The following is a 26,621-nucleotide window of genomic DNA, read 5'->3' on the forward strand; positions in this document are numbered from 1 at the left end:
GTAAAAACAAAAAAACGTGGGAGAATCCCACGTTTTTTTTACATACACCACATTTACATACCAATCACCACACATTGTGCGATTGCTTTCGCTTTTTCTTGAGCTTTCAAGGTTGAGGCACGATCACCTACTGGTCCGATTACTACTCGATTCCATTCTTGATTAGAATTGACCCTTGCATTGAGCCCTAACATTGCTAAACGCGCTTGCAAGTTTTCTGCTTGCGTTTTGTTTTTAAATGCACCACATTGTAAGCCATATTTTTTCTCACTCGGTGCCGCATTGATAACCTCGACTTTTTTAGGCGGTTCCACTTTAACCACCTCTTTCACTGGCTCTCCCTTTTTCACTTCAATCACAGCAGGTGTAGTTTGTGGTTTATTGACTGCCTTAGTTTGCCCATTTTGGGTTTCATTTGTTTTTATCAGCGTTGCGCTATTGTCTTTTTTACTCTCTTCTTTTTTATTCTCTTCTATTTTACGCTGTTCTTCTTGTTGTTTTAAACGCGCCTGTTCTGCTGCTTTTTGTTCTTGTTCCATCGCCAATAAAATTTTTCGTTGCTCTTCTGTCAAACGCATATTCTTATCTAAGATTTTTGGATCATCCGTAACAGGTACAGTACGCGTTTCTAATGCTTGAATATAACTCCAAACTTCTTCTGGACGATTTGGTAGTACACTTTTCGTTGATTGATTTTCACTTTTAGGAAGCGCCACAATTTCCTTTGACGTTTTCTCTTTTATCAACATCAACACAGATAGGAAAACGGCAATGATTACCCCCACTAACAGTAATAATACCATTTTGCTTGTTCCTTTCTTTTTCTTTCTACTGCCACGACCGGCGTAATTTCGTCTTGCCACGCTAAAACCTATTCCTAAAAACATTCATAAAAATTGGCACAATTCTACTGAAAAATCCCTTATAACTCAAACACAAGCTAATTTAAATCAATGGGATCCACATCTAATACACAACGTACTGAACCAAATTTAATCGTTGATGTTGCTTGAAATGCCGATAAGGCATGGTGTAACTGGGCTCTGGAAGGATGTTGTAGCAATAATTGCCAACGATATTGACCAGCTTTTTTACTGAAAGGTGCCGCAATCGGTCCTAAAATTTGTATCGCACACTGCGAGCTTTGATTCCAAGTGTAAAAATACTCAGCAACTTGCTGCAAGACTTGCTCGGCGTCTTCTGAATGCCGGCTTTGTGCTTTAAACAATGCTTGTGCACTAAACGGTGGCAAGCCCATTTTTTGTCGTAATTGTAACGCGTACTCTGCAAAATCTGCATAACCTTGCTGCAACAAACGCTGTAATAATGGATGATCTGGGTAATGGGTTTGTAGCACCACTTCCCCTTGTTTCTCCACACGACCTGCACGACCTGCCACTTGTACATAAAGTTGTGCCAAGCGCTCTTCTGCACGAAAATCTAAAGAGAATAAGGCACTATCTACGTTCACTAACGCCACCAACGTCACATTAGGAAAATGGTGTCCTTTTGCGAGCATTTGTGTACCAATCAGAATCTGACTTTTCCCCTGTTGAATGTCAGTGAGATAATCCTCTAATTTGCCTTTTCGTGCCGTACTGTCACGATCAATACGTGTAATTTGATATTGTGGAAAACGACTTGCTAAAGTTTGCTCTAATTGCTCAGTTCCCAACCCAGTGGTGATCAAATGTGTGGACCCACAATGCTCACATTGCCGCGGAATCGGTTTTTGTGCCGCACAGTGATGACAGCGTAAAGCACGCTGATGTTGATGATAAGTATAAGGTTTCTCACAATGTTGGCATTCGGCAATCCACCCACATTCATGGCATAACATCACAGGAGCAAAACCACGCCGATTTAAAAAAAGTAACACTTGGTTACCTTTTTGTAGGTGCTTTTCCATTCGCTGTAACAACGCTTCAGATAAGCCATTACGCACAACTTGTTGCTTTAAGTCGATCACAGAATGACGTAGTAATGCAGCATTACCCGCTCTGTTTGATAGAATAATATGGCGATACTTGCCATTATGAACATTATTTAGACTTTCTAAACTCGGTGTCGCTGACCCCATTAACACTGGAATATTTAACCGTTTCGCCAATACAACCGACAAGTCACGAGCATGATAACGGAAATTGTCTTGTTGTTTGAAAGAGGCATCATGCTCTTCATCAATAACAATCAATCCTAAATCAGCAAATTGCGTAAATAATGCGGATCTTGTGCCGATGACAACCGCACTTTGTCCAGTTCTTGCACGCTGCCATACTGCCAAACGTTGGGTATCATTTAGATTAGAATGCAATACATCAATCACCACCTGAAAACGAGCGACAAAACGTTGTACTGTTTGTGGTGTTAAGCCAATTTCAGGCACAAGCACTAATATTTGTTTGCCTTTTTTCAACACCTCTTCAATCAGTTGCAAATAAATCTCGGTTTTTCCTGACCCCGTTACACCATCGAGTAACCACACCGCAAATCCTTGATGAAACACTAATTGGCTGAAAGCTAATGCTTGTTGCTTATTTAGCCGTAATCGATTTTCGTCATTCACCATCGGTTTATCGGTGAAATCGGTCTGCCATGCGTGTAACTGCGGTTGAACCTCAACGTCTTCTACGTAATCTTTTTGTTTAAGAGTTGAAAAAATCGCGCTATTAAACGGATTATTGCCTTTTTCTAGTGGGGTTTGAGATAACGCGATGAGAACCTCAAGCTGTTTTTTTGCCCGCTTAAACTCCCCGCTGTCAGTGTGTTGTGCCAATGCTTGCCGACCACGTTCGGTCAATTGCCAAAAAATTTTCGCTTTTTCAACCGCACTTTCCCCCTGCCTAAGTTTGACAGGCAACGCTTGAAATAACACTTCACCCAATGCAGTTTGATAATAGCCAGCAGCCCAATGCAATAACTGCCACATATCTTGATTAAACACGCTTTGAGTATCCAACACCTCAATTACTGACTTTAATTGCGCCGTTTCAACCTCTGTTTCCACAGGCAATGCCACCACAATCCCAACACGCTGTTGCCTACCAAAAGGCACAACGACACGTCCCCCAATCACGGCATCAAGCTCGGGAGGTAAAAGATAATCAAAAAAACGATATAACGGCACTGCCAGCGCCACACGGATGAGTTGCATGGTTGGTCGGTTAATGAATGGGTTGGTCTCCGTATTATTGATGAAATATAGCATTCATAGGCATATTTGTCTAATTAGGTGATTTGGCTTGAATATTCTGCTTTTTTTTTGTAGAATTTGCCACCTTACATACAAACTGCTACTTATGTGGCGTAATATTAATTACATGCGGTGTCAGTCTGTGTACTCGATAGCGGCATGGCTTCAAATTGAGGTTTTCTATGAAACAAGGTATTCACCCTAATTATGTGGAAGTTACGGCAACTTGTTCTTGCGGTAATGTTATTAAAACTCGCTCAACAGTGGGTAAAGATTTAAACTTAGACGTTTGTGGTAACTGCCACCCATTCTATACAGGTAAACAACGCGTTGTTGATACTGGTGGTCGTGTAGAACGCTTTAACAAACGTTTCAATATTCCAAGTACAAAATAATTTTGAAGTTTTAACCCCACATTCGTGGGGTTAAATTTGCATCATATACTAATAACTCTTGACCAATTTTATTTCCCCCTTGAAAAATCAAATCTACATGTAAGGAGACTTCATGAAGTTTAATTTATATGACTATACATTTTTCATCAGTTTATTCCACCCGTTTAATAGACAAAAAAGACATGAACTAAGAAAAATCTTTAGAGAAAAAGAACATCAAAAATATTTAATTGAGTTTCATAAGTCTGCTCCTCTTGCATTAAAAAAATTCATTGATGCTATAAATGCCTATCCTAAAGAAGTAAAAGTATGGATAGAATTCGGCACTTTACTTGGTGCTTATAGAGATCAAAAGTTAATTCCTCACGATAGTGATATGGATTTTGGCATTAATGAAGAAGATATGAGCCAAGATCTAATAGAACATCTTAAAAAATATGATTTTCACCTTTATAAAAAATATATCATAGAAAGTAATAATAAAGACATTAACGATTTCACTGCTGAATATACTTTTCAATATGGAAAATATGTAGCAATAGATTTGTTTGTTTTTAAAACTCTAAACAATCAAAAAGTCTGTTTCTCTTTTGATGCTGAAGAAGGATTAAAATATGGAGAAACATTAAAAAAATATAATAATAAATTAAGAACAATACAAATAAACCTATCTAATTTCAATCTAAAAAAAATATCATTTATGAACAATGATGTTTACATTCCAGATAATACACCCGATCACTTAGCTGAAATTTATGGTGAAGATTTCATGATACCTAAAGTATATAGTTATGGAGATAGAATTAAAGACTTTGAAATTTTATTAGATAACCAAACTCTAGGAAGAAAAGTTGAATTCCGTCGTAAATAACATACTTATGAATATACAAAATTATGATAAAAGAACAAATTATTGACTTAATAAAAAATGAATTAAAAACAAATGATATAAAAATAGAAACGTTAGGAGGAATGACTAACAGAAACTTCCTAGTAGAGGGAGATAATAATAAAAAATATGTTCTTCGTATACCTGGCAATATGACTTCCAGCTTAATAAATAGAAAATATGAAAAGCTGAATAGCTTATTAATGTCTGAACATAATTTCAATGTAAAAACAAAATATTTTAATGATGAGAGCGGTATAAAAATAACTTATTTCTTAGAAAACAGTTTTAGCCTAGATCATAGTACTATAAAAAATGATATGTATTTAAAAATGATCGCAGAAAGATTATATAAACTGCATAACTCTAATATTAAATTAAGTAATAAATTTGATGTACTATTAGAATTTAAAAAATATTTAAGTTTATTAAAAGAACCAAGTAATTTTTATGATTTTAATGAGAATATAAGAGAAATTTGTATTTTCTTTGAAAAGACATCTATCTACTTAATAGATAAATATAATAAACTTGTACCTTGTCATAATGACTTAGTACCTGAAAACATATTAATTAAAGATAATAGGATTTATTTTATTGACTGGGAATACTCTGGCATGAATCATCCATTATTTGATATAGCTGCATTTTTCCTAGAATCAAGGTTATTACAAGAACAACAAGAATCATTCTTAAAATATTACAATAACAATATTAACTTTAACCTAATAAAAAACGATATCATTGCATTTCAATTCACGCAAGATGTTTTATGGTTCTTATGGACAATTATAAAAGAAGAAAATAATGAGTTTTTTGATGGTTATGCCAAAGCTAGAATAGATAGAGCATACCAAAGTATGCTAACCTTACAAAAGGTATTATGATGAAGAAAGGTTACATCTTAGGATTATCGTCAGGATTTTTATGGGCTATTTCAGGAATAGTATACCAAATACTATATAACAATTTTCCAAATCTTGATACATTATTATTCAGTATATTTATATTATTTTTTATTGAATTTATTTCATTGGTAACAATTTCTTCATACTTATATAAAAATAAGAAATTTCCTTCAATAAATAAAAATAACTATTTTGCTATCTTTTCAGGGTTACTAGGTGCTCCAATTGCAATGTTTTGCTATTTGAAAGCTATTCAAATTATCGGTGTGAATTATGCCGCTGCAATTTCTTCTACTTACCCTATACTAGCTGCATTATTGTCAATAAAAATTAATAAAGAGAAAAAAGAAAATGTAATATTATTTACATCTCTCATTCTAATAACAATATTATTAAATATAGAATTAGAAAGTGATATAAGTATAATTGGAATATTCCTTGCAATATTTGTTTCTATTTCCTGGGCAAGTGAGATCACTTTATCCAGTTATGCCATGCACAATAAGAAAAATAAAGCAGAAGATATCTATTTCATAAGACAATTATTTTCTGTACTAGGATATATAATAGTAATACTGTATACAACATTAACAACAGACAACATGAAAAATATAGAAACCATAGAAAATATAGATTATAATAATACTTATCTAGTTATTCTTGTAATTTCACTCACGATATCATCTGGATTATCATATTTCTTATACTATAAAGCCATTGAAATATTAAAGCCAATTAGAGCCATGGCTCTAAACATAACATATACTGCATGGTCAATTATTCTAAGTCATATATTAATGATAGACAGAATAGATATCAAATCAATATTAACTTGCTTTATCATATTTACATTTGTCACTATATTAAGTAAGGAAAGAATCAAATGAATGCTATCATATTAGCAGCGGGTCTAGGTAGCCGTTTTAAAGATGTTACAAAAAAAATACACAAATCCCTTCTTCCAATAAATGGTATACCAAATATAGAAAACACTATTCAAAACCTTATCGAAGCAGGAATTGATGATATATATATTGTAACAGGACATCTGTCAGAACAATTTTCTTATTTGAAAGAAAAATATAAATGTAAAATACTAAATAATGAAAAATACAAAGAATTTAATAATATATACTCTTTCTATAAAGCTATAAATCACTTCGGTGATAGCTTTGTTATTGATAGTGATGTCGTAATCTTCAAAAATATTTTCATAGGTAGACCTAAAACTAGTCTATATTTTCTAATTACTAGACCCAAAAGTAATAAAGAAGAATGGATACCCATAATAAAGAAAGATAAAATTGATAATATTATTGTATCAAATGATTATTTACCTAGCCTACTAGGCATATCATATTGGTCAAAATCAGACGCTGAAAAAATAAAAGAACATATCCATAAATTTATGGCAAAAAATATATTGTTAGATAACTCATTATATTGGGATAATATTCCCATGCAAATCCTCAGTGACTTAAATGTAGGATATAAAGAATTATCTATACATGATGCTTATGAAATTGATAGTATAGAAGAATATCACTTTGCGTTAACTTTAAATCATAAAAATTAGGAGAATATATGAAATTACCTAAAATTATAGTAATTAGCCTTAAAAATTCCCCTAGAAGACAAATAATTTCTCACAGGTTATCTGGATTAGGGTTAGACTTTGAATTCTTTGATGCCGTTTATGGAAAAGATCTAACAAAAGAAGAACTAGAAAAGATTGATTATGAATTTTTCCCAAAATACTGTGGCTCAAAAGGAGCTCTAACACTTGGTGAAATTGGTTGCGCTATGAGCCATATTAAAATATATGAGCATATAGTAGCAAATAATCTCGAACAAGTTATTATTCTGGAAGATGATGCTATCGTCTCTCTATACTTTGAAGAGATTGTACTCGCAGCATTACAAAAACTACCTAACAGAAGAGAAATTCTTTTCTTAGATCATGGTAAAGCAAAAGTATATCCATTTATGCGTAACTTACCAGAAAGATATCGCTTAGCTCGATATAGAAAACCATCTAAACACTCTAAACGTTTTATAGTCAGAACTACAGCTTATCTAATCACTCTAGAAGGTGCTAAGAAGCTACTAAAACATGCCTATCCGATCCGTATGCCGTCAGACTTTTTAACTGGATTATTACAATTAACGCATATCAATGCCTACGGAATCGAGCCTAGCTGTGTTTTTGGTGGAGTTGAGTCAGAAATAAACGAAATGGAGAGAAGAGCGGGTTTGAAATGATAAAAAGCATGCTACAAAAAATCAGATTAAAACTAGGTAAATTATTACTTGATAAAACAAATCTACCAAATAGTATAATCAACATTGATATTCGAAGCATCCTCTTCCTCCGCCAAGACGGAAAAATTGGGGATTATGTGGTGAGCTCATTTGTATTCCGTGAGATAAAAAAATTTAATCCCCACATTAAAATTGGTGTAATTTGTACCAAACAAAATGCTTATCTTTTTAAACAAAATCCATATATCGATCAACTTTACTATGTAAAAAAGAAAAGTATTTTGGATTACATCAAATGTGGTCTAGCAATTCAAAAAGAACAATATGATTTAGTGATTGATCCGACGATTATGATTCGTAATCGCGATCTTTTACTTTTACGCTTAATCAATGCCAAGCATTATATTGGCTACCAAAAAGCCAATTATGGTTTATTTAATATTAATCTGGAGGGACAATTTCACTTTTCGGAACTCTATAAACTCGCCTTAGAAAAAGTGAATATTACGGTACAAGATATAAGCTATGACGTCCCATTTGATGAGCAAAGTGCGGTCGAAATTTCTGAATTTTTGCAGAAAAACCAACTAGAAAAGTATATTGCTATTAATTTTTATGGTGCTGCAAGAATCAAAAAAGTAAACGATGACAACATCAAAAAATATTTAGATTATCTCACGCAAGTTAGCGGGGGAAAAAAGCTGGTGCTATTAAGCTATCCTGAAGTAACAGAGAAATTAACACAATTGTCAGCCGATTATCCGCATATTTTTGTCCATCCAACAACCAAGATCTTTCATACCATTGAATTGATTCGCCACTGTGATCAATTAATCTCTACAGACACGTCTACTGTACATATTGCTTCAGGTTTTAATAAGCCAATTATTGGTATTTATAAAGAAGATCCTATTGCATTTACACATTGGCAACCCAGAAGTCAGGCAGAAACGTACATACTTTTCTATAAAGAAAATATTAATGAGCTCTCGCCTGAACAAATTGACCCTGCATGGCTTGTCAAATAGTCTTATCTCTTCTGACACTTGGGGCAATAGAAACTATTTCGTTGCCCTATCACTAAACTTTCTATTTTTGTGCCACATGTTGGACAAGGCTTATCCTTATTACCATAAACCCGCAATTCTTGGACAAAATAACCTGGACGCCCATCCGGTTGGAGAAAATCTTTTAGCGTCGTACCACCTTGTTGGATTGCGTTAGACAGCACTTGTTTTATTTGTTCTACTAACTGCCCACATTGTGCCTTAGTTAAACTCCCTGCTGTTTTTTGCGGATGTAGGTTACAAAGAAATAACGTTTCATTCGCATAGATATTCCCAACGCCAACGACGACAGCATTATCCATTAAAAAAGTTTTAAGTGCGGTCTGTTTTTTACGACTTTTTTGCCACAAGTAATCAGAATCAAATTCCTCAGACAGAGGCTCTGGACCTAATTTCAGAAAAAGAGGAAATTCGTCCAACTTCTCTGTCCATAACCACGCGCCAAAACGACGAGGATCGTTATAACGCACAACTTTTCCGTTATTCACTACGATATCAAGATGATCATGTTTATCAATAAGATCCCCTTTCTCCACAACTCTCAATGACCCTGACATCCCTAAATGTCCAATCATATAGCCTGTTTCAAGTTGGATAATTAAATACTTCGCACGGCGACTTAATGCGATGACTTTTTGTTGTGTAATTTGTGCTAATTCTTCGCTTACCATCCAGCGTAATTTCGGTTGGCGAACAATAATTTTTTCAATGATAGCCCCTTCAAGATAAGGGCTAATTCCATTTTTTGTGGTTTCAACTTCAGGTAATTCTGGCATAGGTTATGTATCCATAAATCTTATAATTGATAATATCCAAACTATTCATCAGGTATGATTGGCAGGCAAAAAGCCGCAATCGCGTAAATATTTTTGTCCGCAAGTCAAACAAAGCAACGAGTCCACAAGGCGTAATGCTTCCGCAGTAAAAGCTGCTAATGTATAGTTCGCCCTCACATTATACTCATCAGGAATATCCAAAACACAAATATCAGAATGTTGACGCAAAGATTGATGATTACTCGCATAACCAATGAAAAGATCAGCATAATTCTGCTCAAAAAGCCACTCTGCGGTATTTCGTCCTGTTGGAATAGTGATAGAATCCGGACCACCAACTATTGCCATTGCTTTTTCTTTTAATTCCGAGCCATAGCCCATATGCCGTTTTTCAATATTCGAAAATAATGCCAAAGTATAATCTCCACAAGGATCTGCCTTAGGTGTCGATACTCCTAAGCGTAAGTGGGGCGACATCAATAATGTCAACCAATTCTCATCATGGTGAGTAATCACCGATTTCTTTGCAATTAAACATAAACGATTCGTAGCAAAAGGCACAAGTTGAATATGAGGATATCGCGCTTGTAAATGCCTAGGATGCGCATCATTGGCAGAGGCAAACAAATCCACTTTTTCCCCTTGCTCAATGCGTTGGCACAACAACCCCGCCGGTCCAAATTCAATTTCGACTTGTAATTGATACTGTTGGATTAATGCTTGTTGCCATAACGTAAAAGGCTGGCGTAAACTCCCTGCGGCTAAAATTCTCATGCGATGTGTTTACTGTATGGTAAAGATGGGGACTAAAACCTGCTGTTCTTCAATCATAGAATATTTAATCGGTACATTATACGCTTGTTTCAAATGAGATTCCGTTAAAATTTGACTGGCTATTCCATATTTCCATTGTTGGTTAGGCAATAGCAATAACACATTATCTGCCACACATAAACTGTGATAAGGATCATGAGTGGAAAAAATAATGGCCATTTTTTGTTCCGTTGCAAGAAAACGTATAAGTTGTAACACACGCTGTTGATTATAAACATCCAATGCTGCTGTAGGTTCATCTAAAATGAGGACCTGACATTCTGTCGCAAGTGCACGAGCGATGAGCACAAGTTGGCGTTGACCGCCCGAAAGCATATTGATATTGCGCTCAGCTAAATGCAGGATGTCCAAGCGCGCCAACATCTGCAATGCGACTGTTTCATCCGCTTTACTTGGTAGGTTAAATGCACCGATTTTGCTTGCTCGCCCCATTAAAACAATCTCTAACACGGAATAATCTGGCGACGAAAAAGACTGTGGCACAAAACCAATATGACCTTGTTGCCTAATCTGTCCAGACATAACAGGTAACACATGAGCAAGAGAATGCAATAATGTGGTTTTACCTTTTCCATTTGTCCCAAGTACCGAAATAACCTCTCCTTTCTTACATTGGAAAGTAAGTGGTAAATACAACGGCTTATCATAACCAAATAACAGCTTATCTACATCTAAACTCAATTCATTCATAATGACTTCTTTCGATAAGTTTTTAATAAGAGCAAGGTAAAAATGGGTGCTCCTAAAAGAGCGGTGATAATACCTACAGGAATTTCTGCAGAAGTTAACGTACGTGCAAGTGTATCAATAACAATCATGAAAATCCCACCAATCAAAAAGGAGGCGGGCAATAGATAACGGTGATCACTTCCTACAAAAAAACGTGTCAAATGAGGAATAACAAGCCCTATCCACCCAATACTCCCACTAACAGCGACTTGTGTTGCTACAAGCAATGCACAAAGTAGCAAAACAAACCAACGCGTTTTCTTAATGGAAACGCCTAACATTTTTGCTTGCATATCACCTAGCGATAACACATTAATATGCCACCGTAAACGAAATAATAAATAAGCTGCAATAAAAACGCAGGGTAACAATATAGCTAGTTTTGCCCAACTAGCGGTGGCAAAACTTCCTAATAACCAAAATACAATGCTCGGCAGAACTTCTTCTGCATCCGCTAAATATTGGATTAAGCTCACTAGAGCGCTAAAGAAACCGCTTAAAATGACACCCGCTAAAACTAATACAATACGATTTCCTTTTCCGATGAACATCGTGGTTACATAGATCAAGAATAATGTCAATAAACCAAAAGAAAATGTGGATAGAATCAATAAATAAGATGGGAATCCTAATAAAATTGCTAAACTGCCTCCAAAAGCTGCCCCTGATGTGACACCAATAATATGAGGATCAACAAGGGGATTATGAAAAACGCCCTGTAGTGTTGCACCACTCATCGCTAAGATCCCCCCTGAAAAAAATGCCATAATGATGCGTGGTAAGCGTACATGCCAAACAATATGGTATTCCATGGGTGTAAAAGACGCGTGTTGCGAAAGAAAAGGCTTAGATAAAATAGAGAGCACTTTTCCGGTTGATAACGAAAAAGTGCCAATATTTAAAGTGAACAATACGATGATAAACAAGATAAAAATCAGCGATGTTATAAAACCTCGCTGATTTGCTAACATAGACTTCATCGTTATTACTGGTTATATGGCATACGATAGAACAGTTTATAGTATTGGTTTACTTTTTCCTCTAAATCAACATCTGCAAACAATTCAGGGTAAAGTTGTTTTGCTAACCATAATTCACCAATCGCTAATGCTTCAGGCATTGGATATCCCCACGCTTTTGCATATTCCGGCATTAAATAGATACGTTGATTTTTCACCGCATCAATAATTTGCCAAGAGGGATCCTTTTTAATTTGCTCGATAACCTGAGGATAACGTTCCTGTACGAAGATAACTGCAGGATTCCAATGAATCACTTGCTCAATCGAAACTTGTTTAAAACCTTTTATTGTTTCAGCTGCCACATTCTTCGCTCCAGCATGAAGCATCATTAACCCTGTATATTTTCCAGAACCATAAGTCGCTAAATCTGGATTTGCAATATAGACCCTAACACGCTGCTCATCAGGCACCTTACTTAAACGTTGACTCACTAATTCACGCTGTTCAAAAGTGTAAGTAACTAGCTTTTTGGCTTGCGCTTGTCGATTAACTACTTCACCAATTAAATAAATGCCTTGTTTCAAGCCATTATTATAGGCAACTTCTTCATCTTCCATTTCTGGGTTGACTTTTCCTTCTTCACCTTTTTTATCTTCACGCAAAGAAATGGCTACAACAGGCACACCAGCCTGTTCGATTTGCTCAATCATTTCTTTTGGTGCATAGTTTGCCACAAACACAAGTTGAGGTTTTAAAGCAAGTAGACTCTCAATATTCACTTGAGTTAAATCACCTGGTTGTGGCATCGTTTCTAACTCTGGCATAAAACGTGAATAGTTTTTCCCTAATTGTTTTTTCCAACTTGATAACACCCCGACTACACTTTCCTTTGCATCAAGCTGGACAAGGAGATTTAAAGTCTGATGCTGTAAGACAACAACACGATTAACTTCATCTGGGATAGTGACCTTTCGTCCTAATTGATCAGTAATAACACGTGCTGCAAACGCATTATTGATAAAACCTAAGAAAAGTAATAAAGCAATACTGACTATTTTAACGTAGCGTTGAATCATAAGAGTCCCTTAATATCATTATATAAATAAATATATAATACTCTTATTTAGCTCATAAAGTAAACAGAAAACAAATTTGTCGTCATGAACAGAGCGATAAAAAGGGAACTTGAAATAATGAAGAGAAGGAGCACAAATAGATTATCAGAAATAAAAAAACCCGAACAATGTCGGGTTTTTCAAAATAGGACTAAAATTATTTGATTTTAGCTTCTTTATAAACAACGTGTTTACGCACAACTGGATCGTATTTTTTGATTTCCATTTTTTCAGGCATATTACGTTTGTTTTTTGTTGTAGTGTAAAAATGACCAGTTTCTGCAGTTGAAACTAATTTGATTTTCTCACGAGGTCCTTTAGCTGCCATGTTTTAGCTCCTTAGATTTTCTCGCCACGAGCACGGATATCAGCTAAAACTGCATCAATGCCTTTTTTATCGATAATACGCATACCTTTCGCTGTTAAGCGTAAAGTTACGAAACGTTTTTCGCTCTCAACCCAGAAACGGTGAGTGTGAAGGTTTGGTAGAAAACGACGCTTAGTCGCGTTCATTGCGTGCGAACGGTTGTTACCAACTGCTGGACGCTTGCCTGTTACTTGACAGACTCTAGACATATTAATCTCCAATAAATCAAATATAAGCTCGAGCTTAGGGTTCGGATTACATTAAAACGGTGTCAATATCGACTTTATGCGTTTTAAACGCAACCTCGTCAGGTCGCTGTAACCGACCCGCATACTATATTAAAGGTGGTGAATTATACTCACTTTATCTTTTATTCTCAAGCCTAAATACCACATTTCAACAAATAAATGTAAAAATTTTCGCCAAGGAATTGAATGGTAACAAAAAACCTTATAGGAGTCTATTTTCTGCAAACGAATAGTAACAGCCTTTCCCTATAACAAAATGATCCAAAATTCGGATTTCAACTAACTCAGCAGCTGCTTGGATTTTTGTGGTAACCATTTTATCCGAGGCACTTGGTTCGGGGTTTCCAGAAGGGTGATTGTGAGCTAAAATTAACGCCGCCGCATTACAAAAAAGTGCACTTTTTATAATTTCTCTCGGGTGAATCGTTGTACAATTAATCGTCCCTAAAAACATTTCTTCTTGTTTAATCAAGCGATGCTGATTATCTAAAAAAAGGACCTGAAAAATTTCTCGTTCCTTATTTTCCAATGTCGCTTGTAAGTAAAATCGCACATTTTCAGAATTCTTAAATGCTTGTGTTAATTTTAATTCTTCTTGTAGATAGCGTTTACTCATTTCAGTACAGGCTTGTAATTGAATAAATTGCGTTATCCCTAATCCTTTCAGCTGACAAAACTCAGTTTGTGTGGCTGACATTAATCCTCTTAATGAATGGAAATGCTGTAAAACGTGTCGCGAAAGTTGCATAACGGAGCAGCCTTTTATCCCTGTTCTTAAAAAAATCGCTAGCAATTCTTCATCAGTTAAAGCCGGTGCACCAAAACGCAATAATTTTTCACGTGGCATCAAACTCAGGCTTTCTACTTGATTCTGCATGATATCATCCTCTTAGTTATCACATAACGCATTAAATTACTGATATCGCTTATCAAGGAAAACGATCACACACGACTCTGGAAATAAGATCGCAAAAATACCATTCTTTCTTGGCAAAAATTACAGTAAAATAAGGCTTTTGTTGGTTTGAATAAAAATTAAGCGCGAGGATTCATCATGCACCCCCTTCAATCAAAACGTATCGTTGTCGGTATTACTGGTGGCATTGCTGCTTATAAATCCATCGAATTAATCCGCTTATTACGCAAAAATCAGGCTGATGTACGCGTAGTGCTCACTCCGGCTGCTGCAGAATTCGTTACTCCTTTAACGTTACAAGCCATCTCAGGCAATGCCGTGGCTCAGTCTCTCTTGGATCCCCAAGCTGAATTAGCGATGGGACACATTGAATTAGCCAAATGGGCAGAAGCCATTGTGATTGCACCAGCAAGTGCAGATTTTCTCGCCCGTTTAACCGTTGGTATGGCAAATGATCTGCTTTCTACTCTTTGTTTAGCAACCAAAGCCCCCCTTTTACTCGCTCCGGCGATGAATCAGCAAATGTTTGCTCAAGCGATAACGCAGAAAAATCTGAGTGCTCTAGTTCAACGTGGTTACCATGTTGTCGGTCCTAATGCAGGTGAGCAAGCTTGTGGGGATGTTGGTTTAGGACGTATGTCTGAACCTTCTGAAATTTATACCGCACTTTGTGAGTTATTCCATACTCAACAAGATTTAGTGGGATTAAAAGTGGCGATTACCGCAGGTCCAACGCAAGAAGCCATTGATCCAGTTCGTTATATTAGTAATCACAGTTCTGGAAAAATGGGCTTTGCGATTGCCGAAGCCTTTGCTGAACGTGGAGCAACAGTCACATTAATCTCAGGTCCGGTCAATTTAGCAACACCCGAGAAAGTCCAGCGCATCAATGTCATTTCTGCTCAAGACATGCATCAGCAAGCGCTCAAAAGTGCGGTCGAAAATCAGATATTTATTGGCTGTGCTGCCGTAGCAGATTATCGTGTTGCTGAGATCGCGACGCAAAAAATCAAAAAAGCAGGAGATGAAATCAACCTGACATTAGTTAAAAATCCTGACATTATTGCAGATGTTGGGCATTTAGCGGTACAACGTCCATTTACGGTAGGTTTCGCAGCGGAAACTCAACATGTTGAGCAGTACGCACAAGACAAACTACAACGTAAAAAGCTGGATATGATTTGTGCGAATGATGTATCAGGTGGACAAGTCTTCGGGCAAGATCAAAATAGCCTGCATCTCTTTTGGCACAATGGCAGCACAAAATTAGCATTAGAGAGTAAAAAAACATTAGCCAAACAATTAGTTAATCAAATTATTGCGCGTTACCGCCAATCTTAAACAATAGGACAAAGAATGAAAAAAATTGATGTCAAAATTCTCGATCAACGTATTGGAACAGAATTCCCTTTGCCAACATATGCAACCGAAGGGTCCGCGGGCTTAGATTTAAGAGCATTAATTGATGCGCCAATGACTGTAGAAGCGGGACAAACCGTGTTAATTCCAACAGGTTTATCTCTTTATATTGCCGATCCTACGCTGGCGGCCGTTATTTTGCCTCGTTCAGGTTTAGGTCATAAACATGGCATCGTTTTAGGTAATTTAGTCGGTTTAATTGACTCGGATTATCAAGGTCCATTAATGGTTTCGCTGTGGAACCGTAGCACTGAGCCATTTAAAGTGGAAGTAGGTGATCGTATTGCCCAATTAGTGTTTGTGCCTGTCGTGCAAACTGAGTTTAATATCGTCAGTGATTTTGCACAAACTGAGCGTGGTGAAGGTGGATTTGGACATTCGGGTAAACAATAAGCTATGCAAAAACCAGTAAAACGCAGTCTGAAAGAACGCCGTCAGCAAGTGCTGACCGTTCTGACACATATGTTGCATTCGGAACGGGGAATGGAACGTATGACAACAGCTCGCATTGCTGCCGAAGTAGGTGTTTCAGAAGCCGCGCTTTATCGTTACTATCCAAGTAAAACCAAAATGTTTGAAGCCTTGATTGATAATCTGGAAGCACATTTATTCACACGTATTACGCAATCCGTTAAAAATGAGACCCATACTGCCGCGCGTGTTCATAATATTATGCAAATGGTGTTAGATTTTGCACGCAAAAATCCCGGCTTAACTCGTATTTTAACGGGACACGCCTTAATGTTTGAAGAACCGCAATTACAAGCACGCGTCGCCCAATTTTTTGATCGCCTTGAGTTACAATTCATCAACATCTTACAAATGCGAAAATTACGTGAAGGAAAAGGTTTTGACTATGAAGAGCGCGTTATCGCGGCACATCTGGTGAACCTGTGTGAAGGGCACTTTATGCGTTATGTCCGTTCCAATTTCCGCCATTCCACACAACAAAGTTTTGAGCAACAATGGCGATTGCTTGAAAGGTTATTTGCATAAAATCTGAATTTAGGTAAGAATATGATCATTCCTTGGCAAGAATTGGAAGAAGAAACGTTAAACAATATTGTGGAGAGTTTCATTTTAAGAGAAGGGACAGACTATGGTCAATGTGAGCTTTCCTTAGAACAAAAAAAACAAGCTTTACTTTCTCAAATTCAACAAGGTACTGTCGTGATAGTTTGGTCTGAACTGCACGAATCAATTGATATAAAAGACAAAATGGACTTGTTAAAATGATTCTACTTTGTCGGAAAAATTAGTTTATGGAGGTCTTCCGTGCAAGAACAAATGCAAACTACACCATCGATAGATCCTACGTTAGAGTGGTTTCTATCTCACTGCCATATTCACAAATATCCTTCCAAAAGTACATTGATTCATGCAGGTGAAAAAGCCGAGACGCTGTATTATCTGATTAAAGGTTCCGTTGCTGTCTTAGTCAAAGATGAAGATGGCAAAGAAATGATTTTGACTTATTTAAGTCAAGGTGATTTTTTTGGTGAGGCTGGTCTTTTCGAAGAGGGACAATTACGTTCAGCTTGGATTAAGGCAAAAAGCCCATGTGAAATTGCCGAAATTTCTTATAAAAAATTTCGTCAATTAATTCAGGTCAACCCAGATATTTTAATGCATTTATCAGCTCAGCTAGCACGTCGCTTACAAAATACGTCAAGACAAGTAAGTAATCTAGCCTTTTTAGATGTGACGGGGCGTATCGCACAAACCTTATTAAATCTGGCTAAAATGCCAGAAGCCATGACCCATCCAGATGGGATGCAAATTAAAATCACGCGCCAAGAAATTGGGCAAATGGTGGGATGTTCGCGTGAAACGGTTGGACGAATCCTCAAAATGTTAGAAGATCAGCATTTAATCTCTGCACATGGTAAAACCATTGTCGTTTACGGTACAAGATAATCCCCCGGTTCTCTGCTAAAATGCGATCCATTTGATCGCATTTTTTATATTCAAATGACCTGTTAATTCTCATTCTTATTTTGATTTGAACATGGTAAGCTAAAATCAATTCAACACATTGAGGAGTACATGATGGGTAAAACAGAAGTTGGACACAATTTTTTAGCACGTTTAGGCAAAACACGCTTACGCCCGGGTGGTAAAATCGCGACAGATTGGTTAATTGCCAATGGTGATTTTCATGCGAATAAAAAGGTACTTGAGGTTGCCTGTAATATGGGAACGACGGCTATTGCCTTAGCCAAACAATACGGTTGCCAGATTGAAGGGGTTGACTTAGATGAAAGCGCACTAGAGAAAGCAAAGCAAAATATCTGTAATGAAGGTTTACAAGATTTGATTCATGTGCAACGTGCCAATGCGATGAAATTACCTTTTGCAGATAACAGCTTTGATATTGTGATTAATGAAGCCATGTTAACCATGTTGCCAATTGAAGCGAAAAAGAAAGCTATTACAGAATATTGGCGTGTGTTAAAGCCCAACGGCTTTCTACTCACACATGATGTGATGTTAGTCGGAGAAGATCATCAACAGATCTTGGAAAAATTACGCGATGTCATTAATGTTACAGTTACACCATTAACGAAAGACGGCTGGAAACGTTTATTTAGTGAATGTGGTTTCCGTAATATTGATGCTTATTCAGGTGAAATGACCTTACTTTCCCCTAAAGGACTCTTTTATGACGAAGGTGTTCTAGGCACTTTTAGAATCATTAAAAATGCCCTTAAGTCAGAAAATCGAGAACAATTTAAACAAATGTTCAAAACCTTTAATGACCCACAAAATAAGCTCAATTTTATTGCGGTTTGTAGTCAAAAATAAGGCATTTAAAGCGGTGCAATGCAACCTTCTTCAACCCGAAAAGTGCGGTGTTGCTGTGGTTGCATTTGCTTTAGTTGTGTTTCTGTAATCGCGCTGACAAACACTTGTGAGCCACTTTGTTTCAAACGTTCAGCTAATAAAGCGCGTTTATATTGATCCAGTTCCGAAGCAAAATCATCAATCAGAAAAATACAATGTCGTTCTTTCTGCTTCATTAAATGTTCACCTTGCGCAAGGCGTAGTGCACACATCAATAACTTCAACTGCCCACGAGAAAGCACATCTTCCACCGGCAAGCCATTGGCTTTAAAGCGAAAGTCTGCTTTTTGTGGTCCCGACACGGTATAACCTATCGCACGATCGCGTTCAAAATGGCGCACTAACAAGTCAGCATAGTCACTGTCTTTTTCCCAACCTTGATGAAAGCTCACACTGATCTCTAATTCAGGTAAAAATAAGCGGCAAGTCTGTTCAATTTCAGGACGCAATGCTTCTGCATATTGTGCACGCCATTCACTGACTTGATGCGCAAGTTTCACTAGTTCACGATCCCAGATTTCAAGCGCCTGATAATGAGTGGCTTGTTGTAACGCCGCATTACGTTGTTTTAATAAACGATTTAAATTTACCCAAGCTAAATGAAAGTGATTATGATGATGAAAAAGTCCCCAGTCCAAAAAAGCACGACGGTAAACGGGACCACCATTTAACAAGGTTAAGCCTTCAGGGGTAATTAATTGCATAGGAAGCAAATGGGCAAGATCAGCAATTTTATTGCCATCTTCACCATTAATTTTTACAACTGAATTTCCTTGCCGTAATTTCTGTAAACCAACAGACCATTGATGGGCTTGTTCTTGAATTTTGGCGTGTAAAATAAAATGCGGTTGTTCGTAAGAAATAATGCGATTACTGACCGCACTTTTGAAGGAGCGACCATGCCCGAGATAAAAGATCGCTTCTAATAGGCTGGTTTTGCCACTACCATTGTTACCCACTAAAAAGTTAAAGCCGTGATCAAATTCGAGATCCACGGCTGTTAAGTTACGAAAGTTTTCAATCAGTAAACGTGAAATTGCCATACGGTGTGCAAAGAAAACTATAAACGCATTGGCATAATGACATATTCCGCGCTAGCATCGTCACAATCTTCAATTAAGCAACTTGACGAGGCATCGGTCAGACGCATACGCACTCGCTGACATTTTAACGCATTTAATACATCTAAAATGTAGCTTACATTAAAGCCGACTTCCATTTCTTCACCCACATAAGAAACATCGATAATTTCTTCTGCCACTTCTTGTTCTGGATTGGTTGCCGTAATTTTTAATTGATTTTCACTTAACTGTAAACGAACACTACGGAAACGCTCATTAGATAAAATCGCCGCGCGCACAAACGCCTGTTTTAACACATCCCATTCCGCTTCTAAAATACGTGTTGCATTGCGTGGTAAGACACGACGATAATCTGGGAATCGACCATCGATCAGTTTTGAAGTGAAAATAATATTGCCTAAATCAATACGCAAGTTATTCGTACCAATTTGTAAACGGGCGGGCAAATCCGTGTTTTCGAGTAAACGGACTAACTCTAATACCCCTTTGCGCGGTAGTATCACTGAATGGGTTTGTAAGTCTTGTTCTAATGCAATGGTACAAACGGCTAAACGGTGACCATCCGTTGCCACAGTACGCAATAAATTCCCTTCTGTTTCAAATTTCATGCCGTTTAAGAAATAGCGTGCGTCTTGGTTCGCCATGGAAAATTGCGTGGCTTCAATCAGGCGACGCAATGTGCTTTGTTCAAGAGTAAAATCAACCTCTGATTGCCAATCAGTTAAATTTGGGTACTCTTCTGCTGGTAAAGTCGACAAGTTAAATTTACTGCGACCAGATTTCACAATGGCACGATCTTCTTCGAAACTGACTGAGATCTCCGCCTCTTCGGGTAAACTGCGGCAAATATCTAAAAATTTCTTGGCAGGAATAGTAAAACTACCTTGCACATCTGTACGTAATAGTGCAGTTTCAGTGGAGAGCTCAACTTCTAAGTCCGTGCCGGTAATCACTAAACGCTCACCACGAATTTGTAGTAATACATTATTTAATACGGGAATATTTGGGCGGCTACTTAGCACCCCACACACTTGTTGTAATGGCTTTAATAAATTTTCTCTTGAAACAATAAACTGCATATTTTTCCCCTTTTTACACAGAGAGTGTACGGATTAAATTTGACCAATCCTCTTCTAAAGAATGTTCTTGTTCTCTCAATTCTGCAATTTTACGACAGGCATGCAAGACCGTTGTATGATCTTTATCACCAAAGTTTTTCCCGATTTCTGGCAGACTGCGATTTGTCAATTCTTTCGACAACGCCATCGCGAGTTGGCGTGGACGTGCAATCGATCGCGAGCGACTCTTGCCTTTCAAATCCGACACTTTAATCCGATAATATTCAGCCACCACTTTTTGAATATTCTCTACTGTGACCAATTTATCCTGTAATGCCAACATGTCTTTTAAGGTTTCGCGTACAAAATCAATTGTAATCGCCGCCCCCATAAACTCCGCATTCGCACTTACTCGATTAAGTGCGCCCTCAAGATCACGTACGTTAGTACGTAATTTTTGTCCGATAAAAAACGCCACTTCTTCAGGTAAATAAATGTTCTTTTCTTCGGCTTTCTTTAATAAAATCGCTACGCGCGTTTCCAGTTCAGGCGGCTCAATCGCGGTAGTTAATCCCCAACCGAAACGCGATTTCAGACGCTCTTCCAGTTTTTCAATTTCTTTTGGATACCGATCCGATGTCAGGATAATTTGACGTCCCGTATCAAATAAATTATTGAAAATATGGAAAAACTCTTCTTGGGTTTTTTCTTTTTCTGCAAAGAATTGAATATCATCCACTAACAGCGCATCTAAAGAGCGGTAGAATTTTTTAAATTCATCCATTTTGTTATCACGTACCGCATTCACCATTTGTTGCATAAAATTATTAGCATGAATATACAGGACTCTCGCATTTGTATTACGAGATAAAATACCATTGCCAATGGCATGCAATAAATGGGTTTTCCCTAAACCTGTACCACCATACAGAAAAAGCGGATTGGAACTCGGTTCACCAGGATTATCTGCCACTTTTTGTGCAACAGCACGAGCAAGTTGATTCGATTTACCTTCCACAAAATTTTCAAACACATGCTTGGGATTTAAATAAGAACGAATAACCGTTTGCGGTTTATTTTCTTCTTTATTGTGATGTGTTGGCAAAGCAGAAGGTTGCGCGGGCTTCGGTTCAGGTTTCACCCCAACTTTGACCTGTACCACTAACTCAGCATTGCCACTGAGCTCTTGTGCAACTTTAGTCAATTGTGCCAAATAACTTTCGTCCACTTTTTGTTTAATAAACACATTAGAGGCATACAAAACAATCGTATTTTGTACGCTAAAATCGGCCTGTAAAGGACGTAACCAGGTGCTAAAATCCGTTAGTGAAATCTGGTCTTGAAGCTGTAAAAGGCATTCTTGCCAAAGAGAAGATAGGTCTGGTTTCATATTCTATTATCGTTATAGTTAAGGTATTTGAAAAAATTCCGCTAAACGCGCGGTCTTTAAGAAAATTAATTCTACAATAAACTCCCGTAAAGATCTTCAATAAAGGCAGAAAAAAATCTAAAAAGGTTGCTTGAGATTTTTAACAAAAAACGTATAATCCGAGGCGCACTTTTGCTTTTTATTAGGAAAACTGAGATTTATTTGCTCATTTTGCCTATTCTAATTTGACGAACGTTGAATTTATGATTACAATTCCGTTCCTTATTTGATTAATCCTTGTTTTCAAGATTACTGAACAATTTTTGATTTAGGTAAATTACAGTTATGAAACGTACATTTCAACCATCAGTGTTAAAACGTAGTCGTACACACGGTTTCCGTGCTCGTATGGCAACTAAAAACGGCCGCCAAGTTTTAGCTCGTCGTCGTGCTAAAGGTCGTAAATCGTTATCAGCATAATCTTAATCCCTATTGGTGTGATTAAGCTGAATTTTTCGAGGGAGTTACGTTTGTTAACTCCCCTTCATTTTAAATACGTCTTCGAACAGCCGTTCCGTGCTAGTACACCTGAACTTACCATTCTTGCTCGTCCCAATAATCTCGCTCATCCTCGCTTAGGGTTAACTGTCGCGAAAAAGCATTTAAAAAAAGCACATGATCGCAATCGCATCAAACGCTTATGCCGAGAAAGTTTCCGCCTAGCACAGTATAAACTCCCCAATTGCGATTTTGTTATTGTGGCGAAACAGGGAATTGGTAAATTAGACAACAGGACACTCACACAAACATTGGATAAATTATGGCAAAGACACATTCGCTTAGCTCAAAAATCTTGATTGGGTTAATTCGTGTCTATCAAGTTGTCATTAGCCCACTCATTGGCCCCCGTTGTCGTTTCACACCGACATGTTCTTGCTATGGGATTGAAGCAGTAAAAACCCATGGTGCGATAAAAGGGAGTTGGCTTACGCTAAAACGTATATTAAAATGTCATCCTTTAAACGCGGGTGGATACGATCCTGTTCCACCAAAGATCAATAACAAAAAAGAGAAAAAATAATGGACTCAAGACGTAGCCTGTTAGTCATCGCACTACTCTTCATTTCTTTTCTTGTTTATCAGCAATGGCAACTTGACTACCATACGCCAAAACCTGTTGCAACTGAACAAGTAAAAGTATCTTCTGATGTACCTGCAAGTTCTGCTTCTTCATCTTCGGATATTGCAACAACAGCACAAGCACAAGGTCGTATTATCACATTAGAAAATGATGTATTCCGTTTGGAAGTGGATACCTTAGGGGGCGATGTTGTTCATTCTGAATTATTAAAATACGATGCAGAATTAAATTCCAATACCCCGTTTACGTTGTTAACCAACAAAGCAAATCATGTCTATATCGCACAAAGTGGTCTTGTTGGTAAAGACGGTATTGATACCAAAGCGGGACGTGCTAACTATCAGGTTGATGGCGATACGTTTAAATTAACAGATGGGCAAAATGAACTTGCCGTGCCATTCGTGTTTGAGAAAGACGGCGTGACTTTCCGTAAAATCTTTGTGTTAAAACGTGGTGCTTATGACATTGCGGTAAACTTTGAAATTGATAACCAAAGTGATAAAACTATCGAAGTTGAGCCTTATGGGCAATTACGTCATACTTTAGTTGAAGATACTGGTAACGTCGCGATGCCAACCTATACGGGTGGCGCTTATTCCTCGTCTGAAACCAACTATAAAAAATACAGTTTTGCAGACATGGAAAAAGCCAACTTGTCTATCTCAACCAAAGCTGGCTGGGTCGCTGTATTACAGCACTATTTCGTTTCGGCGTGGATCCCAAATCAAGATGCGGATAATCAGCTTTATAGCTTAACCGATAAAGCTAATAATTTGGCTTCGATTGGTTATCGTGGTCCAGTAACTGCAATTCCTGCTGGTGCCAAAGAAATGATTCGCAGCTCCCTTTGGACTGGACCTAAGTTACAAGATCAAATGGCAACTGTCGCAAACCATTTAGACTTAAGTGTGGACTATGGGTGGGCATGGTTTATTGCTAAACCGCTATTCTGGCTCTTAACCTTTATTCAAAGTATTGTACAAAACTGGGGGCTTGCGATTATTGGTGTGACTTTAGTGGTCAAAGCGATTTTATACCCACTTACTAAAGCACAATACACCTCCATGGCAAAAATGCGTATGTTACAGCCGAAACTGCAAGAAATGCGTGAACGTTTTGGTGAAGATCGTCAACGTATGAGCCAAGAAATGATGAAACTTTATAAAGAAGAGAAAGTCAATCCATTAGGTGGCTGTTTACCTATTCTTCTGCAAATGCCAATTTTCATCGCATTATACTGGACGTTCTTAGAAGCCGTTGAATTACGTCATGCACCGTTCTTTGGTTGGATCCAAGACTTATCGGCACAAGACCCGTATTATATCCTGCCGATCTTAATGGGTGCATCGATGTTCTTATTACAGAAAATGTCACCAACGCCAGTGGCAGATCCAACACAACAGAAGATCATGAACTTCATGCCATTAATCTTTATGGTGTTCTTCTTGTGGTTCCCATCAGGCTTGGTATTATACTGGTTAGTGTCTAACTTGATCACTATCGCTCAACAGCAATTGATTTATCGTGGCTTAGAGAAAAAAGGGTTACACTCTCGCCATAAATAATTCAGTTGAATGAACATAAAAGGCATCAAGTTGGTGCCTTTTGTTTTATCAAAGTGCGGTCATTTTTAAGAGAGTTTTTATGAAAGAAACCATTGTTGCACAAGCTACTGCACCGGGACGCGGTGGAATTGGGATTTTACGTGTGTCAGGTCCGAAAGCAGTTGAGGTTGCCCATGCGGTATTAGGCAAATGCCCCAAACCACGTATGGCAGATTATTTGCCCTTTAAAGATAGTGATGGAAATGTGCTCGATCAAGGCATTGCGCTGTACTTCAAAGCCCCTCACTCCTTTACAGGCGAAGATGTGTTGGAATTACAAGGACATGGCGGTCAGGTTGTACTCGATCTGCTATTAAAACACATTTTACAGTTAGAGGGGCTCCGTTTAGCCCGTCCTGGTGAATTTTCAGAACAAGCTTTCTTAAACGATAAATTGGATTTGGCGCAAGCCGAAGCGATTGCTGATTTAATTGATGCCAGTTCAGAGCAAGCCGCTCGCTCAGCATTAAAATCCCTACAAGGTGAATTTTCTAATAAAGTGAATCAGCTCGTTGATAGTGTGATTTACTTACGGACCTATGTGGAAGCGGCAATTGATTTCCCAGATGAAGAAATTGATTTTCTAGCAGACGGTAAAATTGAAGCCCACCTGAATGATATCATTACACAGCTAGACCATGTCCGTTCAGAGGCGAAACAAGGTTCGATTTTGCGTGAAGGGATGAAAGTGGTGATTGCTGGGCGACCAAATGCAGGGAAATCGAGCCTTCTCAATGCGCTAGCTGGGCGTGAAGCGGCAATTGTCACGGATATTGCGGGAACAACCCGTGATGTGCTACGTGAACATATTCATATTGATGGTATGCCACTGCACATTATTGATACAGCCGGTCTGCGAGAGGCTACGGATGAAGTCGAGCGTATTGGAATCGTGCGTGCTTGGAGTGAAATCGAACAAGCTGATCGCATTTTGTTAATGTTAGATAGCACAGAAGCCGATAACCAAGATTTAGAAAAAGTGCGGTCAGAATTTTTAACCAAATTGCCAAGCAATATTCCCGTCACGATTGTACGTAATAAAGCGGATTTAAGTGGTGAAAATGAAGGCATAGTGGAGCAAAATGGTTATACTGTCATTACTCTTTCCGCTAAAACGCAACAAGGGGTTGCGCTATTGCGTGAACATCTCAAACAATCCATGGGTTATCAAACCAATATGGAAGGAGGATTCCTCGCTCGCCGTCGCCATCTTGAAGCACTAGAACAAGCAGCAACGCATTTACAACAAGGTCATGTGCAATTAACGCAATTCTATGCTGGCGAATTATTGGCAGAAGAATTACGTCGAGTTCAGAATCATTTAAGTGAAATTACTGGGCAATTTACTTCCGATGATTTACTCGGCAATATTTTCAGTTCTTTCTGTATTGGTAAATAAACAATCCATCACAAAAAAGTGCGGTGATTTTTTAGAAATCAACC

At 37.7% G+C, this 26,621-nt stretch carries 31 protein-coding genes; 18 read left to right on the forward strand and 13 right to left on the reverse strand.

Annotated elements, in window-relative coordinates:
- Nucleotides 1–53 precede the first annotated feature (53 nt).
- Together ftsN and priA are read right to left on the reverse strand one after the other, a co-directional pair.
- Nucleotides 54–863, reverse strand: a complete 810-nt coding sequence (gene ftsN / locus KPF51_RS07350) for a cell division protein FtsN (RefSeq protein WP_081106277.1) — start codon at nt 861–863, stop codon at nt 54–56.
- A gap of 77 nt (nt 864–940) precedes the next feature.
- The gene (gene priA, locus KPF51_RS07355; protein WP_061405872.1) at nt 941–3,154 is read right to left on the reverse strand and encodes a primosomal protein N'; all 2,214 of its coding nucleotides are present in this window, start codon (nt 3,152–3,154) and stop codon (nt 941–943) included.
- A 221-nt stretch (nt 3,155–3,375) separates the two neighbouring features.
- Here priA and rpmE point away from each other — a divergent pair, with 221 nt between their 5' ends.
- The 7 genes from rpmE (at nt 3,376) to KPF51_RS07390 (ending at nt 8,675) form a co-directional block, all read left to right on the forward strand.
- Nucleotides 3,376–3,588: a 50S ribosomal protein L31 gene (rpmE, locus tag KPF51_RS07360; RefSeq protein ID WP_005723499.1), complete on the forward strand. Its 213-nt coding sequence runs from the start codon at nt 3,376–3,378 to the stop codon at nt 3,586–3,588.
- Nucleotides 3,589–3,700: 112 nt separating this feature from the next.
- Nucleotides 3,701–4,459: a LicD family protein gene (locus KPF51_RS07365; RefSeq protein WP_005754656.1), complete on the forward strand. Its 759-nt coding sequence runs from the start codon at nt 3,701–3,703 to the stop codon at nt 4,457–4,459.
- 23 nt (nt 4,460–4,482) lie between these two features.
- On the forward strand, nt 4,483–5,364 hold the full coding sequence (locus KPF51_RS07370; RefSeq protein ID WP_081106263.1) for a choline/ethanolamine kinase family protein: 882 nt from the start codon (nt 4,483–4,485) through the stop codon (nt 5,362–5,364).
- A complete protein-coding gene (locus tag KPF51_RS07375; RefSeq protein ID WP_032851676.1) occupies nt 5,361–6,272 on the forward strand; it encodes a DMT family transporter in 912 nt (303 codons plus the stop codon). The genes KPF51_RS07370 and KPF51_RS07375 overlap by 4 nt, the downstream gene beginning before the upstream one ends.
- Nucleotides 6,269–6,961: an NTP transferase domain-containing protein gene (locus tag KPF51_RS07380; protein WP_005754661.1), complete on the forward strand. Its 693-nt coding sequence runs from the start codon at nt 6,269–6,271 to the stop codon at nt 6,959–6,961. Before KPF51_RS07375 ends, KPF51_RS07380 begins: the two co-directional genes overlap by 4 nt.
- Before the next feature lie 8 nt (nt 6,962–6,969).
- Nucleotides 6,970–7,647, forward strand: a complete 678-nt coding sequence (locus KPF51_RS07385; protein ID WP_005754663.1) for a glycosyltransferase family 25 protein — start codon at nt 6,970–6,972, stop codon at nt 7,645–7,647.
- 8 nt (nt 7,648–7,655) lie between these two features.
- A complete protein-coding gene (locus KPF51_RS07390) occupies nt 7,656–8,675 on the forward strand; it encodes a glycosyltransferase family 9 protein (RefSeq protein WP_371743744.1) in 1,020 nt (339 codons plus the stop codon).
- Nucleotides 8,676–8,677: 2 nt separating this feature from the next.
- On the opposite strand, the gene mutM is transcribed toward KPF51_RS07390, so the two are convergent.
- From mutM to radC, 8 genes are all read right to left on the reverse strand, one after another.
- Nucleotides 8,678–9,490 (reverse strand): bifunctional DNA-formamidopyrimidine glycosylase/DNA-(apurinic or apyrimidinic site) lyase, encoded by an 813-nt coding sequence (gene mutM, locus KPF51_RS07395; protein WP_061405870.1) that lies wholly within the window; start codon nt 9,488–9,490, stop codon nt 8,678–8,680.
- 48 nt (nt 9,491–9,538) lie between these two features.
- A complete protein-coding gene (locus KPF51_RS07400) occupies nt 9,539–10,264 on the reverse strand; it encodes a molybdate ABC transporter substrate-binding protein (RefSeq protein WP_061405869.1) in 726 nt (241 codons plus the stop codon).
- Nucleotides 10,265–10,273: 9 nt separating this feature from the next.
- Nucleotides 10,274–11,014, reverse strand: a complete 741-nt coding sequence (locus KPF51_RS07405) for an ABC transporter ATP-binding protein (RefSeq protein WP_061405868.1) — start codon at nt 11,012–11,014, stop codon at nt 10,274–10,276.
- Nucleotides 11,011–12,024 carry an iron ABC transporter permease gene (locus tag KPF51_RS07410; protein ID WP_005757292.1) on the reverse strand — a complete coding sequence of 338 codons (1,014 nt, stop codon included), beginning with the start codon at nt 12,022–12,024 and terminating at the stop codon, nt 11,011–11,013. Before KPF51_RS07410 ends, KPF51_RS07405 begins: the two co-directional genes overlap by 4 nt.
- Nucleotides 12,025–12,038: 14 nt before the next feature.
- Nucleotides 12,039–13,091: an ABC transporter substrate-binding protein gene (locus tag KPF51_RS07415; RefSeq protein ID WP_005754675.1), complete on the reverse strand. Its 1,053-nt coding sequence runs from the start codon at nt 13,089–13,091 to the stop codon at nt 12,039–12,041.
- A gap of 196 nt (nt 13,092–13,287) precedes the next feature.
- On the reverse strand, nt 13,288–13,458 hold the full coding sequence (rpmG, locus tag KPF51_RS07420; protein WP_005733905.1) for a 50S ribosomal protein L33: 171 nt from the start codon (nt 13,456–13,458) through the stop codon (nt 13,288–13,290).
- Between the two features lie 11 nt (nt 13,459–13,469).
- Nucleotides 13,470–13,706 (reverse strand): 50S ribosomal protein L28, encoded by a 237-nt coding sequence (gene rpmB / locus KPF51_RS07425; RefSeq protein ID WP_005717521.1) that lies wholly within the window; start codon nt 13,704–13,706, stop codon nt 13,470–13,472.
- Nucleotides 13,707–13,947: 241 nt separating this feature from the next.
- On the reverse strand, nt 13,948–14,622 hold the full coding sequence (radC, locus tag KPF51_RS07430; protein WP_010907047.1) for a DNA repair protein RadC: 675 nt from the start codon (nt 14,620–14,622) through the stop codon (nt 13,948–13,950).
- Between the two features lie 177 nt (nt 14,623–14,799).
- On the opposite strand from radC, the gene coaBC reads away from it, so the two are divergent.
- From coaBC to KPF51_RS07460, 6 genes are all read left to right on the forward strand, one after another.
- The gene (gene coaBC / locus KPF51_RS07435) at nt 14,800–16,002 is read left to right on the forward strand and encodes a bifunctional phosphopantothenoylcysteine decarboxylase/phosphopantothenate--cysteine ligase CoaBC (protein ID WP_010907048.1); all 1,203 of its coding nucleotides are present in this window, start codon (nt 14,800–14,802) and stop codon (nt 16,000–16,002) included.
- A gap of 15 nt (nt 16,003–16,017) precedes the next feature.
- Nucleotides 16,018–16,473 carry a dUTP diphosphatase gene (dut, locus tag KPF51_RS07440; RefSeq protein ID WP_061405867.1) on the forward strand — a complete coding sequence of 152 codons (456 nt, stop codon included), beginning with the start codon at nt 16,018–16,020 and terminating at the stop codon, nt 16,471–16,473.
- A 3-nt stretch (nt 16,474–16,476) separates the two neighbouring features.
- A complete protein-coding gene (slmA, locus tag KPF51_RS07445) occupies nt 16,477–17,076 on the forward strand; it encodes a nucleoid occlusion factor SlmA (protein ID WP_005723548.1) in 600 nt (199 codons plus the stop codon).
- Between the two features lie 21 nt (nt 17,077–17,097).
- On the forward strand, nt 17,098–17,316 hold the full coding sequence (locus tag KPF51_RS07450; protein WP_005733942.1) for a YheU family protein: 219 nt from the start codon (nt 17,098–17,100) through the stop codon (nt 17,314–17,316).
- A gap of 39 nt (nt 17,317–17,355) precedes the next feature.
- On the forward strand, nt 17,356–17,997 hold the full coding sequence (gene crp, locus KPF51_RS07455; protein ID WP_005723550.1) for a cAMP-activated global transcriptional regulator CRP: 642 nt from the start codon (nt 17,356–17,358) through the stop codon (nt 17,995–17,997).
- A 132-nt stretch (nt 17,998–18,129) separates the two neighbouring features.
- A complete protein-coding gene (locus tag KPF51_RS07460; RefSeq protein WP_005754684.1) occupies nt 18,130–18,885 on the forward strand; it encodes a class I SAM-dependent methyltransferase in 756 nt (251 codons plus the stop codon).
- A 5-nt stretch (nt 18,886–18,890) separates the two neighbouring features.
- Here the strand turns inward: KPF51_RS07460 and recF are convergent, their stop codons facing one another.
- From recF to dnaA, 3 genes are read right to left on the reverse strand one after another with little or no spacing between them, the layout of a single operon-like run.
- Entirely contained in the window at nt 18,891–19,967 is a 1,077-nt protein-coding gene (gene recF / locus KPF51_RS07465; protein WP_005751857.1) for a DNA replication/repair protein RecF, read from the reverse strand.
- Between the two features lie 17 nt (nt 19,968–19,984).
- Nucleotides 19,985–21,085 carry a DNA polymerase III subunit beta gene (gene dnaN, locus KPF51_RS07470; RefSeq protein WP_005723553.1) on the reverse strand — a complete coding sequence of 367 codons (1,101 nt, stop codon included), beginning with the start codon at nt 21,083–21,085 and terminating at the stop codon, nt 19,985–19,987.
- A gap of 13 nt (nt 21,086–21,098) precedes the next feature.
- On the reverse strand, nt 21,099–22,454 hold the full coding sequence (dnaA, locus tag KPF51_RS07475; protein WP_005717536.1) for a chromosomal replication initiator protein DnaA: 1,356 nt from the start codon (nt 22,452–22,454) through the stop codon (nt 21,099–21,101).
- A 324-nt stretch (nt 22,455–22,778) separates the two neighbouring features.
- On the opposite strand from dnaA, the gene rpmH reads away from it, so the two are divergent.
- The 5 genes from rpmH to mnmE all read left to right on the forward strand — a co-directional run bounded on the left by rpmH (nt 22,779) and on the right by mnmE (nt 26,577).
- Nucleotides 22,779–22,913, forward strand: coding sequence for a 50S ribosomal protein L34 (gene rpmH / locus KPF51_RS07480; protein ID WP_005539760.1), 135 nt, complete (start codon nt 22,779–22,781; stop codon nt 22,911–22,913).
- Between the two features lie 17 nt (nt 22,914–22,930).
- Complete coding sequence (gene rnpA, locus KPF51_RS07485; protein ID WP_005717538.1) at nt 22,931–23,290, forward strand: ribonuclease P protein component; 360 nt, start codon at nt 22,931–22,933, stop codon at nt 23,288–23,290.
- The gene (gene yidD / locus KPF51_RS07490; protein ID WP_005717539.1) at nt 23,254–23,514 is read left to right on the forward strand and encodes a membrane protein insertion efficiency factor YidD; all 261 of its coding nucleotides are present in this window, start codon (nt 23,254–23,256) and stop codon (nt 23,512–23,514) included. Before rnpA ends, yidD begins: the two co-directional genes overlap by 37 nt.
- The gene (gene yidC, locus KPF51_RS07495) at nt 23,514–25,139 is read left to right on the forward strand and encodes a membrane protein insertase YidC (protein WP_064661144.1); all 1,626 of its coding nucleotides are present in this window, start codon (nt 23,514–23,516) and stop codon (nt 25,137–25,139) included. The genes yidD and yidC overlap by 1 nt, the downstream gene beginning before the upstream one ends.
- A gap of 79 nt (nt 25,140–25,218) precedes the next feature.
- Complete coding sequence (mnmE, locus tag KPF51_RS07500; protein WP_064661143.1) at nt 25,219–26,577, forward strand: tRNA uridine-5-carboxymethylaminomethyl(34) synthesis GTPase MnmE; 1,359 nt, start codon at nt 25,219–25,221, stop codon at nt 26,575–26,577.
- Nucleotides 26,578–26,621 lie beyond the last annotated feature (44 nt).

This window comes from Pasteurella sp. XG20 (assembly GCF_018968665.1).
Taxonomy (GTDB): domain Bacteria; phylum Pseudomonadota; class Gammaproteobacteria; order Enterobacterales; family Pasteurellaceae; genus Pasteurella; species Pasteurella multocida.

Bases quoted from the DNA above. Each gene is read 5' to 3' on its own strand.
- priA (WP_061405872.1), bottom strand. From the start codon at position 3,154: ATGCAACTCATCCGTGTGGCGCTGGCAGTGCCGTTATATCGTTTTTTT.
- rpmE (WP_005723499.1), top strand. From the start codon at position 3,376: ATGAAACAAGGTATTCACCCTAATTATGTGGAAGTTACGGCAACTTGT.
- KPF51_RS07365 (WP_005754656.1), top strand. From the start codon at position 3,701: ATGAAGTTTAATTTATATGACTATACATTTTTCATCAGTTTATTCCAC.
- KPF51_RS07370 (WP_081106263.1), top strand. From the start codon at position 4,483: ATGATAAAAGAACAAATTATTGACTTAATAAAAAATGAATTAAAAACA.
- KPF51_RS07375 (WP_032851676.1), top strand. From the start codon at position 5,361: ATGATGAAGAAAGGTTACATCTTAGGATTATCGTCAGGATTTTTATGG.
- KPF51_RS07380 (WP_005754661.1), top strand. From the start codon at position 6,269: ATGAATGCTATCATATTAGCAGCGGGTCTAGGTAGCCGTTTTAAAGAT.
- KPF51_RS07385 (WP_005754663.1), top strand. From the start codon at position 6,970: ATGAAATTACCTAAAATTATAGTAATTAGCCTTAAAAATTCCCCTAGA.
- KPF51_RS07390 (WP_371743744.1), top strand. From the start codon at position 7,656: ATGCTACAAAAAATCAGATTAAAACTAGGTAAATTATTACTTGATAAA.
- mutM (WP_061405870.1), bottom strand. From the start codon at position 9,490: ATGCCAGAATTACCTGAAGTTGAAACCACAAAAAATGGAATTAGCCCT.
- KPF51_RS07400 (WP_061405869.1), bottom strand. From the start codon at position 10,264: ATGAGAATTTTAGCCGCAGGGAGTTTACGCCAGCCTTTTACGTTATGG.
- KPF51_RS07405 (WP_061405868.1), bottom strand. From the start codon at position 11,014: ATGAATGAATTGAGTTTAGATGTAGATAAGCTGTTATTTGGTTATGAT.
- KPF51_RS07410 (WP_005757292.1), bottom strand. From the start codon at position 12,024: ATGTTAGCAAATCAGCGAGGTTTTATAACATCGCTGATTTTTATCTTG.
- KPF51_RS07415 (WP_005754675.1), bottom strand. From the start codon at position 13,091: ATGATTCAACGCTACGTTAAAATAGTCAGTATTGCTTTATTACTTTTC.
- rpmG (WP_005733905.1), bottom strand. From the start codon at position 13,458: ATGGCAGCTAAAGGACCTCGTGAGAAAATCAAATTAGTTTCAACTGCA.
- rpmB (WP_005717521.1), bottom strand. From the start codon at position 13,706: ATGTCTAGAGTCTGTCAAGTAACAGGCAAGCGTCCAGCAGTTGGTAAC.
- radC (WP_010907047.1), bottom strand. From the start codon at position 14,622: ATGCAGAATCAAGTAGAAAGCCTGAGTTTGATGCCACGTGAAAAATTA.
- coaBC (WP_010907048.1), top strand. From the start codon at position 14,800: ATGCACCCCCTTCAATCAAAACGTATCGTTGTCGGTATTACTGGTGGC.
- dut (WP_061405867.1), top strand. From the start codon at position 16,018: ATGAAAAAAATTGATGTCAAAATTCTCGATCAACGTATTGGAACAGAA.
- slmA (WP_005723548.1), top strand. From the start codon at position 16,477: ATGCAAAAACCAGTAAAACGCAGTCTGAAAGAACGCCGTCAGCAAGTG.
- KPF51_RS07450 (WP_005733942.1), top strand. From the start codon at position 17,098: ATGATCATTCCTTGGCAAGAATTGGAAGAAGAAACGTTAAACAATATT.
- KPF51_RS07460 (WP_005754684.1), top strand. From the start codon at position 18,130: ATGGGTAAAACAGAAGTTGGACACAATTTTTTAGCACGTTTAGGCAAA.
- recF (WP_005751857.1), bottom strand. From the start codon at position 19,967: ATGGCAATTTCACGTTTACTGATTGAAAACTTTCGTAACTTAACAGCC.
- dnaN (WP_005723553.1), bottom strand. From the start codon at position 21,085: ATGCAGTTTATTGTTTCAAGAGAAAATTTATTAAAGCCATTACAACAA.
- dnaA (WP_005717536.1), bottom strand. From the start codon at position 22,454: ATGAAACCAGACCTATCTTCTCTTTGGCAAGAATGCCTTTTACAGCTT.
- rpmH (WP_005539760.1), top strand. From the start codon at position 22,779: ATGAAACGTACATTTCAACCATCAGTGTTAAAACGTAGTCGTACACAC.
- yidD (WP_005717539.1), top strand. From the start codon at position 23,254: ATGGCAAAGACACATTCGCTTAGCTCAAAAATCTTGATTGGGTTAATT.
- yidC (WP_064661144.1), top strand. From the start codon at position 23,514: ATGGACTCAAGACGTAGCCTGTTAGTCATCGCACTACTCTTCATTTCT.
- mnmE (WP_064661143.1), top strand. From the start codon at position 25,219: ATGAAAGAAACCATTGTTGCACAAGCTACTGCACCGGGACGCGGTGGA.